The organism is Puniceibacterium sp. IMCC21224 (assembly GCF_001038505.1).
Classification (GTDB): Bacteria; Pseudomonadota; Alphaproteobacteria; order Rhodobacterales; family Rhodobacteraceae; genus Puniceibacterium.
In genome coordinates this window covers 422,503-434,967 of sequence record NZ_LDPY01000001.1, presented here as the reverse complement: position 1 = coordinate 434,967, position 12,465 = coordinate 422,503, and the positions used below count along the sequence as shown (strand labels likewise).

Here is a 12,465-nt window from a genome sequence, read left to right as displayed (position 1 = left end):
CCGTTGACAGACACAGCAGGGACAAAATTATGACGCATATCCGCCGTGGCACCAAATCACTCCAATTTTTCTCTGGGTCTATTGACCGGCTTTGGCAAAATTGGGGCAAAAAGGATAAATTAAACCGTAATTCTCGCGATCACGATGTCGTGAGCGCCAGCGCAGGCGGAATCGGCCCGCCCAGTGCCCAATCCAGCAGCTCAACCGTATGCACGATGGGTATGGCGGTGCCAGATCCGATCTGCATCATGCAGCCGATATTCCCCGCAGCGATCACATCCGGATTACGCGCCTCGAGTGTGCGAACCTTGCGAGTTTTCAACTGCTTTGAAATCTCTGGCTGCATCAGATTGTAGGTTCCGGCTGAGCCGCAGCACAAATGGCTGTCTGACGGCTCGACCACAGTGAAACCGGCGCGCTTCAACAATTCTTTGGGGTACGTCTTGATCTTTTGCCCATGTTGGAGCGAACAGGCCGCATGATAGGCCACTGTCAGATTCTGCGGCACCGCCTCGGGCAGGCCCAGAGTCATCAGCAGTTCGCTGATATCCATCGCGACACCTGATACACGGGCTGCGTCCGCAGCCAGAGGGTCATTGCGAAACATATGGCCGTAATCCTTGACCGTGGTCCCGCAACCACTGGTGTTGATCACAATGGCATCCAATCCCGCGCCGTCGATTTCACGGGTCCAGGCGCGAATATTCTGCGCCGCAGCAGCGTGGCTTTCGCCGGTCTTGCCCATGTGATGGGTCAGCGCACCGCAGCACCCCGCACCTTTGGCGACAACCACCTCGCAACCCAGTCGGGTCAGCAGCCGAATCGTTGCGTCGTTGATATCGGTGTTCAGTGCCTTTTGCGCACAGCCCGTCATCAGCGCCACGCGTTTGCGGCGCGGCCCTTCGGGCGCAAAGCTTTGTGGATCGTCGTTGCGACTGACCGGAGGGATCTTTTTTGGCGCCATTTCCAGCATCGCGCGCAGGCGTGCATCCGGCATCAGAAAGGCGAATGGGCGTCCGATTCTGGCCCCCAGCAGCGCGATACGGAATCGGGTCGGATACGGCAGAATCCGCGCCAACAGCCAGCGCAGCGCGCGGTCAGACCACGGACGGTTATAATTCGCTTCAATATAGCTGCGGGCATGATCCACCAGATGCATGTAATGCACACCGGACGGGCAGGTGGTCATACAGGCAAGACAGCTCAGGCAGCGGTCGATATGCTTGACCGTCTTGGCATCGGGCTTGCGAGCGTTTTCCAGCATGTCCTTGATCAGATAGATCCGGCCACGCGGGCTATCCAATTCGTCACCCAACACCTGATAGGTCGGACAGGTCGCGGTGCAAAAACCGCAATGCACGCAAGAGCGCAGGATCTCATTGCTGCGCTGGATCTCGGGGTCGCTCAGCTGCTCGGGAGAAAAGGTAGTCTGCATATCAGATGGTCACCATTCGGGCCGTGGTCAACCTGAACCAAGGCAAAGTTATCACATCAGGCAATGCCCGCGCAGGCCGCCGGGTCAGCAAAGAGCCAAGCATCATCCGCCCATCAACCCGGGATTAAGCAATCCACGCGGATCAAACCGGGCCCGCAGACCCTGACTGAGCCGCGCCAGTGGCGCCGATTCCGGCTGAAACACCCCGAGCGCCGCCCGGTGCTGGGCAGAGCCGCGCACCAATGTAGCGTGGCCGTCGAAACCGCCCAGATGCGCCCGCGCATCGGTGCCATCAGCCAGCAGCGCCCAGATCAGCCCGCCGCCCCAGTCATACAACAGCGCCTTGGCCCGCAATCGCGCGGCCAGGTCCGCCGCTTGCGACGGCTTGACCGATAACCGCCAGACATCCCCGCTCTGGCCCTTCATCACATCGACATCGCGAACCGCCTGCCAGATCGCGGAAACCTCGTCCGTGCTGGTCACGATCCGGGGGGAATACGCAGAAAAAAGTGCATGCAACCGGCCCGCACGATAGTCGACAGACTTTTCAAAGCCTTCGATCCGCAGCCAGGTGGCCCCATCGGCACCGGGTGCATGTGCCGCACCAGTGATCTCAAAAGGTGAGCCCAGCGCCGCATTCATCACCTTCACCGCCTCACCGTCGGTGAGACCCTGAAACACCAGCGTCGCGGCGCTTTCGGGTTTCGGCAATACCTTGAGACTGACCTGGCTCACCACGCCAAGCGTGCCCCTGCTACCGGCCATCAGTTTGACCAGATCATAGCCCGTGACGTTCTTCATCACCCGGCCACCGTTCTTGAGGATCGTGCCGCGCCCATCGACGAACCGCACCCCAAGCATGAAATCCCGCGCAGCCCCGGACTGAATTCGGCGTGGACCGGACACGTTTCCCGCCACCACACCGCCCAGCGTCGGCGTTCCAACAGTGCCAAGCAGCCCGCGATGATCCATCGGCTCAAAGGCCAATCTTTGCCCCTCGGCGTCCAAAGCCGCTTCAACCTCGGCCAGTGGTGTACCGGCTCCGGCGACGATCGTCAGCGCACCCGGTTCGTATAGCGTGATACCGGACAGTCCGCCCGTCTCCAGCACGGCCCCCGTCACCGGTTGCCCGATCTCACGCGTACCGCCACCTTTGATGTGCAGCGGCGCAACGGCATCTTTGATCATTGCGGCCAGTTCGGCCTCGGATTCCGGTCTCATATTCGTTGTCTGGCCTCAATTTCCTGGGGAGCGGGGACACGAACCCCGAATTGTGCGACGGCTATTCGGCCGCGACCGCTGATTCACGGCGTGCCTGAGACGCCGCCAGTGGAAACACCTTGGCCGGGTTGAGCAACCAATTGGGGTCGAACACATCCTTGACCGCCATCTGAATTTCCAGATCCTCGGGGGCGAACTGATCGACCATCAGGTCACGCTTTTCGATGCCGACGCCATGTTCGCCTGTCAGGCAACCACCAACCTCGACACAGAGCCGCAGGATATCCGCACCCATTTCCTCGCAGAGTTCCAGATCTCCGGGTTTGTTGGCGTCGAACAGGATCAGCGGATGCATATTGCCGTCACCGGCGTGGAACACGTTGGCAACGCCAAGGCCATATTGTTTGGAAAATTCACCGATCCGACGCAGCACGTAGGGCAAAGACGTGACCGGGATCGTACCGTCCAGACACATGTAATCGTTGATCTGCCCCATGGCACCAAAGGCTGACTTGCGGCCCAGCCAAATGCGACCGGCCTCTTCGGCATCCCGCGCCTCGCGCAGTTCCACCGGGTTATGGCGGCGGGCAATCTCAAGGATCAGAGCCAGCTGTTCGTCGATCTCGGCGGGTGATCCTTCGACCTCGACGATCAACAGTGCCTCGCACATCGGATAGCCGGCATGGGCAAAGGCCTCGCATGCCTCAATGCAGGGGCGGTCCATGAATTCGATCGCCACCGGCAACACGCCCGCCTTGATGATGTCGGACACGCAGGCACCCGCCACTTCGTTGTCGTCAAAGCCCATCAACACCGGTCGCGCGCCTTCGGGCTTGCGCAGGATGCGCAGGGTTGCCTCGGTCACCACGCCCAGTTGCCCTTCGGAGCCGCAGATCAGCCCCAGCAGGTCCAGCCCAGGGGCATCCAGATGCGCGCCGCCGATTTGCGTCACTGTGCCGTCCATCAAAACCAGCGTGACGCCCATCAGATTGTTGGTGGTCACGCCGTATTTCAGGCAATGCGCCCCGCCCGAATTCATCGCGATATTGCCCGCGATGGCGCAGGCCAGTTGCGACGACGGGTCGGGGGCATAAAAGAAATCTTCCTGCTCGACGGCGCCGGTCACGCTTAGGTTGGTGCGGCCAGTCTGCACCCGGATAAACCTGTTCTCGTAATCCGTCTCAAGCACCTCATTCATCCGCGCCACGCCCAACAGCACGCAATCCGCCGTCGGTAACGCACCCCCTGCGAGCGACGTGCCAGAGCCGCGCGGCACCACCGGCACCCCCTGAGCGTGACAAAAACGCAGCACATCCGCGACCTCTGCCGTCGTGCGTGGCAGCACCACGGCCAGTGGCGGGCAGCGATAAGCGGTCAGCGCGTCACATTCATACGCACGGGTTTCGGCGGCGTCCGATATCACTGCATCCCCGGGCAGCAACCTAAGTAACCCGGAGACGATTTCGGTCTTTCGAGCGAGGATCGAGTCATCAGGGCGGGGCATTTGCATGGCATTCTTCCTGTAATTGGTAAACTTATATAACCAAAAATGCCGAAAACCAAAACATTTCTTGTCAGGATGGCGCTGCGACTTGCGCATTTGCCATAGCTATCGCAGGGATCCAACCATGGACTGGGTCAAGATCATACACCTTCTGTGCGTCATGGGCTGGATGACCAGTATCTTTGCCGTGCCACGTGCGTTGATTTACTGGAAACGCGATTTTGCCGCGACCCGAACGTTCGGCCCGCTTGGGGATCTGACGATCAGACTATATCGCTTTTCCGCCGGGCTGGGGGTGATCGCGCTGCTGACCGGGCTGTGGCTGGCGTCTGTCCACGGGTTTCCAGACTGGGTCTGGCTCAAGCTTGGGCTGGTATTGGTGCTGGCGGCGCATTACGGCTGGACCGGGCGGTTGGTGCTGCGCGCCCGCCGCGGCATCTTTACCGAATCGGACCGCTACCTGCGCGTTTTCAACGAACTTAGCGTGATCGGTGTGATCGCCATCCTCTGGGTCGTTGTCGTCAAGCCGTTTTAGAAAGGCGCATACATGCTCTGGATGGATCAGATGACGCTGTTCACCCGTCTCGATTATACGGCACTGGCTGTGCTGCTGGTCGGCTGGTTGCTCTGTACTCCGGTGATCGAGCATCCGCCGACGCGGCGGCCTTCGGTGTCGGCGCTGATGGCGGATTACCGGCGGGAATGGATGCGCCATTTCGTAACCCGCGAACCGCGGATCTTTGATTCCCAGATCATCGGCAACATGCGTCAGGGCACCGCTTTCTTTGCCTCGGCAAGCATGATCGCCATCGGTGGAGGGTTCGCCCTGATCGGCAATGCCGACATTCTTCGTGGCGTGGCGCAGGATCTGACGCTGGGCAGCGCACCGACCATCGTGTGGGAGATCAAGCTGATGCTGATGCTCGGCTTCGCCACCAACGCCTTTCTCAAATTCGTCTGGTCCCACCGGCTGTTCGGCTATTGCGCCGTCCTCATGGCGGCGGTTCCGAATGATCCAACGAGTCCGCTTGCCTTTCCGCGCGCCGCCAAAGCAGCCGAGATCAACGTTACCGCCGCACGCAGCTACAACCGGGGCTTGCGATCGGTCTATTTTGGTATCGCATCCGCCGCCTGGCTGCTGGGAGCCTGGCCACTGCTGGTCGCCGCAACATTTACCCTGTTGGTGGTCATGCGCCGGGAGTTCACATCCGCCTCGCGCGAAGTGTTGCTGGAAGACAGCGATCAGATGGCAAATACGGTCAAGTGACGTGCGGCAACCATCGTTGAATACCGGTTTTCTGACGCAAATTCAGCCCGGTCAGCGCCGATATCGACGCAATATGCTGTTCCCGACTCAGATAATTTCGTCCTCATCAAACAGCGGCGCAGCCTCAAGGTGTTCGCCCATCCCCTGCGCCGCAGCTTCGGCGTGGGCCGCGCGTTTTGGCACTGCGATATGAAACAACGCATCGCCCTCGTTCACCACCGGCAGGTTTGTGCGGCCGACGATGATCCCGGTTTCCGTCGACACGACCTCGGTCTCGATCTCACCGAACGGGTCCGAGATCAGGCCCAGCACCGTGCCAATCTCAACATAGTCTCCGCTGGCTTTGAGCGTGCGCAGCAGGCCTCCTGATGGCGCCCGGGCCCAGCCCGAGCGTTCGCAAAACACCGCAGACCCACGCGGGCGGGGGCGGTGCGGGCCGGGATCATGTCAAGCTGTGCCATCACCCGCAGGATCCCGGCAACACCGGCACGGGCCGCAAATTCATCGAATCGTAAGCCCTCGCCCGCTTCATAGAGCAGCACGTCAACGCCCTGCGCCTCGGCCGCCTGTCGCAAAGAGCCGTCGCGCACTTTGGAGGTCAGGGTAACCGGGGCGGCAAACGCGTCGCCCAGCGCGCGCAATGTTTCGCTGCCTGGTGTCAGCCGGATTTGCGGCAGATTGGTGCGACCCTGTGCAGCTGAGTGCAGGTCAATCCCGACGTCACATCGCTTGACGATCTGATTCAGGAACAGATGCGCCAAACGCGCGGCGAGCGATCCCTCGGAATGACCGGGAAAGCAGCGGTTCAGGTCGCGCCGGTCCGGCAGATAGCGCGAATGGTTTAGAAACCCGTAGGCGTTGACAATCGGCACCGCGATCAGCGTGCCAGCAAGCCGCTGAACCGGCGCGGCGCGCAGCAGGCGGCGCACAATTTCGGCACCGATCACCTCGTCCCCGTGAATCGCGGCTGAGACGAACATCACCGGCCCCGGCTTGCGTCCGTGGACCACGTGGGCCGACAGTGTGACGGGAGTATGGTCGGACATGACCGACACCGGCAGGTCGATGGTGCGACGCTGACCCGGCAGCAAGGTCACATCGCCAAGTTCGAAACTGTTCTGCATAAAGGCTCCGCTGTGTTGCTGTCATAGGAGCGTGTCATGCAAGCCGGGGCAAGGGCCATCATATGCCGCGCTGGCCCGTCAATCGCGCCAGAGGCATTTATGCCGCCAGTCGCGATACTTTTTTGATCAGGCGCATCCGGCCCGACAGTTGCGCAGTATCAGCCCTGCCCCAGCTTTGGTGACGCCCGATCAAGGACAAGTTCCGCGTCCGAGAACCGCAGCGGCGCGCGCAGGCCGGGAACACCGTCAGGCGCGATTTGCATTCCGCGCGCCTGCACCTGCGGATCGGCCATGACTTCGGCCAGATCGTTGATCGGACCGGCCGGAACACCCTGCGCCTCGCACGCGGCCAGAAGAGCGGCCTTGGTGCGTTGCACGGTCGCCTCGGTCAGCAGGCGGGTCAGTTCGGCGCGATGCGCGATACGGTCAGCATTGGTCAGAAAGTCCGCCGCCTCGGCGAGGTCGGGCAAACCCAGCAGATGACACAAGCGCTGGTATTGTGCATCGTTGCCAGTGGCGATGATAATAAACCCATCAGAGCAGTCAAACACTTGATACGGCGTGAGGTTGGGATGGTAGTTCCCCGTCCGCCCCGGCGGAGTGCCTGTGGCCAGATAGTTCATCGCCTGATTGGCCGTGACCGACACCGCCACATCCAGCAGCGCCATGTCGATTTGCTGGCCCCGCCCCGTGATCGAACGCTGGTACAATGCGGCCAGGATGCCGGCGACCGAATAAACACCGGTAAAGATATCCGTCACCGCCACGCCGGTGCGCTGCGGCTGACCATCAGGATCGCCGGTGATCGACATCAGCCCGGACATGCCTTGAATGATGTAGTCATATCCTGCGCGATGCGCGTAGGGGCCGTCCTGCCCGAACCCGGTGATCGAGCAGTAGATCAGCCGGGGATTGAGCGCCGAAAGACTGGCGTAGTCCATGCCGTATTTGGTCAGGCCGCCGACCTTGAAATTCTCGATCAGGATATCGGCATCAGCCACCAGATCACGCATCTGTTGCTGGCCTGCCGGATCCGCCAGATCGACGACGACAGATTTTTTGCCCCGGTTGCAGGAGTGGAAATAGGCGGCAGTCCGGTCGCCCTCGCGTTCGATGAACGGTGGGCCCCATCGGCGGGTATCGTCACCCTGCGGTGCCTCGATCTTGGTCACCTCGGCACCCAGGTCGGCCAGTGTCTGACCAGCCCACGGGCCCGCCAGAATGCGGGCCAGTTCGATGACTTTCAGCCCAGCAAGCGGGCCGTCAGGCGCTGCACTCATTCGCCGAGCTTTTCGTCCAACACAGCCGAGAAATCGGCATAGTTCATGTTGGAATACTTCTTGCCGTCGATCAGAAAGGTCGGCGTCGAAGTGACGTCGTCGCGGGTCGCGTTTTCCTGATACCAGGCCACCAACCCGCGCAGCTGATCACTATCGGCGAGGCAGGTGTCGAGCTGATCCTTGGTGATCCCCGCCAGCAGGCCGATCTTGCGAAGTTCATCCGCGATCGCGCCATCTGCACCGGCGCGGACCCACTCGGACTGACCTTTATACATCAGACCGGTGATGCCAAAGAATTTCTCGGGCCCGCCACAGCGCGCGATCATTGACGCCCAGACGCCGTATTTATCAAAATAAACCTCGCGGTAGACGAACTTGATCTTGCCGGTGTCGATATAGTTTTCCTTGAGCTGGTCATAGACCGTCGCATGGAAATTGGCGCAATGCGGGCAGGTGAAGGAGGCGTATTCCACCACTTCGACCGGGGCATTCACATCGCCTTGCACCATATCGGTGATCTCGACGTCTGCGGCGGTGCTTTCCTGCGCCGACGCTGCGCCAGGCAGGTCAAAACCGCCACTGGCGGTCGTGCGCGGCTGAGACAGCAGCCAGCCACCCCCGGCAATCAGGGTCAGGGCCAGGGCGGCGACCGGGATAATCCGTTTCATGGTGGAAACCTCTTTGTTATTCATCGTTTGTTTCAGTTGCTACGGCCCTCAGGCCGAACCTTTGGATTTGCTTATGACGTTTGCGGCCAGACGTTCAAGTGCGGCGCGCAGGCTGTCGTCTCCGACCCCTGCGGCAACCTTGTGTCCCTGTTCAACGCAGGCGGCGTCGGGTTCCGTCGGTCCGGACCGGCCGGGGCGATGATCAAACGACACCCGCCCCTCAGAGAACCCGCTGGCGGCAGTTTGTGTAATCCGCACCCGGGCAATGGCGTTATAGCCGTAGACAGCGTTCACCCGCTCGCGGATCTTGACCTTTTGCATTTCCAGCATTGGCGCGTTGGCACCTGTGGTCAGCAGCACCAGCGTCGCGCCAAAGCCGCCTTTGGAATAGCTCACCTCAACCGGGCGGGACATGGCGGCGACATCTTCGCCCGCGATCTCGGACCAATGGGTCAACAGACGCGATTGGGCAAAGCCACGGGTTTCGCTTGCCTTGCGAATCTGCCCCTGCAACAGCGCCGAGGTGCGGGAAAATCCGCCGGTGCCTTTGGGGCGCTTGAAATAGGGTCGCTGGGCCATGACTTGAATCCCTCTGTCAAACGCTATTCTAGTGTCCCCGGGCCCAAGCGCCAGCCCGGAAACCCCCTAGCCCCGCAACAGATTCGATCAAACTTATGTCAGTGACACGTGAACCCGCCACCCCGCAGGCGCTGCTTGAATGGTACGACCGCCATGCGCGGGCCCTGCCGTGGCGCATAAGTCCAGCCGCGCGGGCCGCAGGCGTGCAGCCGGACCCCTATCGCATCTGGCTGTCCGAAATCATGTTGCAACAGACCACCGTCGCCGCCGTCAAAAGCTATTTTGAGGTGTTCACCACGCGCTGGCCCCGCGTCGCGGATCTGGCCGCTGCCGAGGACGCTGACGTGATGGCCGCATGGGCCGGGCTGGGGTACTATGCCCGCGCCCGCAATCTGCTGAAATGCGCGCGGGTTATAACCGCGGATCACGGCGGCACCTTTCCGCGCGACCATGCGACGTTGCTGATGCTGCCGGGCGTTGGCCCCTATACGGCCGCCGCGATCAGTGCCATCGCGTTTGACACGGCTGAGACGGTGGTAGATGGCAATGTCGAACGGGTCATGGCGCGACTGCATGATGAACATACCCCCCTGCCCGCCGCCAAACCGATCCTGACCGGGTATGCTGCGGTTTTGACGCCCCAAGAGCGGCCCGGCGACTATGCTCAGGCGGTGATGGACCTTGGCGCGACGATATGCACGCCGCGCAAACCGGCTTGTGGGCTTTGTCCATGGCGCAGGGCCTGCGCCGCTTGGGACATGGGCACCGCCGACGACCTGCCACGCAAGAGTCCCAGGGCGAAAAAGCCGATCCGGCTCGGCTTTATCTATCTGACCCGCCGGGTGGATGGCGCGTGGCTGCTGGAACGCCGCCCCGACAAGGGGCTGTTGGGCGGTATGCTGGGATGGCCGGGATCTGACTGGAACGAGGCACCGCAAGAGGCACCGCCGATCCGCGCCGAATGGAAAATCGTGCCCGGTGAGGCACTGCACACATTTACCCATTTCCACCTGCGCCTGTCGGTCAGAACCGCGCTAGTTCCGATGGAGCGCCGACCGGATCGCGGAGATTTCATCGAGTTGCCCGATTTTGACCCCGCCGATCTGCCAACCGTGATGCGCAAGGCCTATCACCTCGCCTGTGGTGGCTGACACCGCTTGGCGACGCAGGGCGCAGCAGGCTATACAATATCCGGAGGCACGAGATGAGCGATCAGAACCTGACCCGATCCGCCACACCCCTCTGGGCGGCACTGCCATTCTGGATGTCCCTGTTGCTGATCCCGATCGTCTGGGTCGGCGCGATTCAGGGGGGCCTTTGGGTGCTGCTGCCCCCGGTGATGACGTGGTATCTGTTCTCGGCCCTCGATGCCGCGCTCGGGCGGAATGAGGTCAACGCCGACCCGCAGACCCCCGACATTGCGCTATTTTGGTATCGGCTGGTCACGCTGATCTGGGCGCCGCTCCAGTTTATCAATCTGTTTGGTCTGATCTGGTACGCCACCCATACGGCACATCTTGCCTCACTTGAGAAATTCGGCCTGTTCTTTGGCGTCGGCGTGATGACCGGCACGATCGGGATCAACTATTCCCACGAGTTGATGCACCAAAGAAACCGGCTGGAACGCAACCTTGCGGATCTGCTGCTGGCAATGGTGCTCTATTCCCACTTTCGATCCGAGCATCTGCTGATCCACCATCGCTATGTCGGTACTCCGCGCGATCCGGTCTCGGCCCGGTACAATGAAGGGTTTCACCGCTATTACCCGCGCGTCCTGCGCGAAAGCCTGCGGTCCGCCTTTCACGCCGAGCGTGACATGCTGGCGCGCAAGAGCCTGCCGTGGACCCATCCCAGCAATCCGTTCTGGCGCTACTGGACGCTGCAACTGACGATGTTGGTGCTTGCCTTTGCGTTAGGCGGGCTATCAGGGCTGGTTTTGTTTGCGATCCAGGCGGGCGTTGCCATCTGGCAGCTTGAGCTGACAAACTACGTCGAACATTACGGCCTGACCCGCAAACACCTCGGAGATGGGAAATACGAACATGTCCTGCCACGCCATTCCTGGAATGCCGCGCAAACCGCGTCAAACTGGCTGCTGATCAATTTGCAACGCCACTCGGACCATCACTACAAGCCCGACCGCCGGTTCCCATTGCTGCAAACCTATGCACCAGAGGCTGCGCCGCAATTGCCCTATGGTTATCCGGTGATGACAATGGCCGCGATGATCCCACCGCTCTGGCGCCGCGTGATGAACCGGCGGGTGCGCGACTGGCGGGCGCAGTATTATCCAGAGATCACCGACTGGACGCCCTACAACCGCGCAGAGACCCCGCTGCCACGCTGATCCAACTTCGGCGCCGGCGTCCACATTGCCGCAGGTGACAACATGTCGTCCCGCCCCTATAACGCCCGCGAAACACCGATCCGCAACGCGAAGGACGTCCCATGACCATTCAGGTTCTCGGCCATAAATCCCCCGACACCGACAGCACCGGCAGCCCGATCATCTGGGCCTGGTACATGACCGAAATCAAGGGTGAGGCCGCCAAGCCCGTCCTCCTGGGGGAACCCAACACCGAAGCGGCGTTCATGCTGACCCACTGGAACCTCGACAAACCCGAAATCATCGCAGACGTTGCTGAGGGCGCGCCGGTCGTGATCGTCGACACCAACAACCCTGCTGAACTGCCCGCTGGCATCAACAAGGCCGACATTCGCGCCATCATCGACCACCACAAGCTGGTCGGCGGACTGGAAACCAAAGGCCCGATCGACATCCGCATCGAACCTCTGGCCTGCACCGCCACCATCATGCACAAGATGATCGGCGACGATCTGGCCAAGGCGCCCAAGGGCATCAAAGGCGCGATGCTGACCTGTATCCTGTCAGACACCCTGGAATTCCGCTCGCCCACCACCACCCCCGTCGACAAGGCCGTAGCCGAATCGCTGGCCGCTGATCTGGGCATCGACATTCCCGCATATGCCGCCGAAATGTTCGCCGCCAAATCTGACGTATCCAGCTTTTCTGACGCCGAACTGCTGCGGATGGATTCCAAGGAATACACCGTGGATGGCAAGGATTTTCGCGTCTCGGTGCTGGAAACCACCGCGCCCAAGACCGTGCTGGATCGCAAGGACAGCCTGATGGCCGCAATGGTGGACGTGGCCCAGGAAGACGGTGCAGATCAGGTGCTGCTGTTTGTCGTCGACATCCTCAACGAAGAGGCAACGCTGCTGGTCCCCAACGATCTGGTGAAAACCGTGGCCGAGAAAAGCTTTGGCGTCACAGTCACCGGCGACACTGTGGTCCTGCCCGGCATCATGAGCCGCAAAAAGCAGATCATCCCGAATCTCAAGGTCTGAGGCTACTAAGCTGCGGCG

Annotated in this window: 11 protein-coding genes and 1 pseudogene; 5 read left to right on the top strand and 7 right to left on the bottom strand. The window is 61.2% G+C overall.

The genetic code is table 11. The annotated features are described in order from the left end of the window. Positions 1-139: 139 nt before the first annotated feature. From glcF to IMCC21224_RS02085, 3 genes are all read right to left on the bottom strand, one after another. A complete protein-coding gene (glcF, locus tag IMCC21224_RS02095; protein WP_047993943.1) occupies positions 140-1,435 on the bottom strand; it encodes a glycolate oxidase subunit GlcF in 1,296 nt (431 codons plus the stop codon). 102 nt (positions 1,436-1,537) lie between these two features. Further along, positions 1,538-2,656 carry a glycolate oxidase subunit GlcE gene (glcE, locus tag IMCC21224_RS02090; RefSeq protein WP_047993942.1) on the bottom strand — a complete coding sequence of 373 codons (1,119 nt, stop codon included), beginning with the start codon at positions 2,654-2,656 and terminating at the stop codon, positions 1,538-1,540. A 61-nt stretch (positions 2,657-2,717) separates the two neighbouring features. Next, entirely contained in the window at positions 2,718-4,166 is a 1,449-nt protein-coding gene (locus IMCC21224_RS02085; RefSeq protein WP_047993941.1) for an FAD-linked oxidase C-terminal domain-containing protein, read from the bottom strand. A 118-nt stretch (positions 4,167-4,284) separates the two neighbouring features. Here IMCC21224_RS02085 and IMCC21224_RS02080 point away from each other — a divergent pair, with 118 nt between their 5' ends. Then, positions 4,285-4,695, top strand: coding sequence for a CopD family protein (locus IMCC21224_RS02080; RefSeq protein WP_047993940.1), 411 nt, complete (start codon positions 4,285-4,287; stop codon positions 4,693-4,695). Between the two features lie 12 nt (positions 4,696-4,707). After that, the gene (locus IMCC21224_RS02075) at positions 4,708-5,427 is read left to right on the top strand and encodes a DUF599 domain-containing protein (protein ID WP_047993939.1); all 720 of its coding nucleotides are present in this window, start codon (positions 4,708-4,710) and stop codon (positions 5,425-5,427) included. Positions 5,428-5,514: 87 nt separating this feature from the next. On the opposite strand, the pseudogene IMCC21224_RS02070 reads toward IMCC21224_RS02075, so the two are convergent. The 4 genes and pseudogenes from IMCC21224_RS02070 to IMCC21224_RS02055 all read right to left on the bottom strand — a co-directional run bounded on the left by IMCC21224_RS02070 (position 5,515) and on the right by IMCC21224_RS02055 (position 9,078). Then, positions 5,515-6,551: pseudogene (locus tag IMCC21224_RS02070) on the bottom strand (succinylglutamate desuccinylase/aspartoacylase family protein). Between the two features lie 158 nt (positions 6,552-6,709). Beyond that, positions 6,710-7,831 (bottom strand): CaiB/BaiF CoA-transferase family protein, encoded by a 1,122-nt coding sequence (locus IMCC21224_RS02065; RefSeq protein ID WP_047993938.1) that lies wholly within the window; start codon positions 7,829-7,831, stop codon positions 6,710-6,712. After that, complete coding sequence (locus IMCC21224_RS02060; RefSeq protein WP_047996796.1) at positions 7,828-8,499, bottom strand: DsbA family protein; 672 nt, start codon at positions 8,497-8,499, stop codon at positions 7,828-7,830. Before IMCC21224_RS02060 ends, IMCC21224_RS02065 begins: the two co-directional genes overlap by 4 nt. Before the next feature lie 48 nt (positions 8,500-8,547). Continuing rightward, a complete protein-coding gene (locus IMCC21224_RS02055; protein WP_047993937.1) occupies positions 8,548-9,078 on the bottom strand; it encodes a DUF721 domain-containing protein in 531 nt (176 codons plus the stop codon). Between the two features lie 101 nt (positions 9,079-9,179). Between IMCC21224_RS02055 and IMCC21224_RS02050 the strand changes: the two genes are divergently transcribed. The 3 genes from IMCC21224_RS02050 (at position 9,180) to IMCC21224_RS02040 (ending at position 12,447) form a co-directional block, all read left to right on the top strand. Beyond that, entirely contained in the window at positions 9,180-10,229 is a 1,050-nt protein-coding gene (locus IMCC21224_RS02050; protein WP_369795982.1) for an A/G-specific adenine glycosylase, read from the top strand. Positions 10,230-10,282: 53 nt separating this feature from the next. Next, complete coding sequence (locus tag IMCC21224_RS02045) at positions 10,283-11,425, top strand: alkane 1-monooxygenase (protein ID WP_047993935.1); 1,143 nt, start codon at positions 10,283-10,285, stop codon at positions 11,423-11,425. A gap of 101 nt (positions 11,426-11,526) precedes the next feature. Then, entirely contained in the window at positions 11,527-12,447 is a 921-nt protein-coding gene (locus tag IMCC21224_RS02040) for a manganese-dependent inorganic pyrophosphatase (protein ID WP_047993934.1), read from the top strand. Positions 12,448-12,465 lie beyond the last annotated feature (18 nt).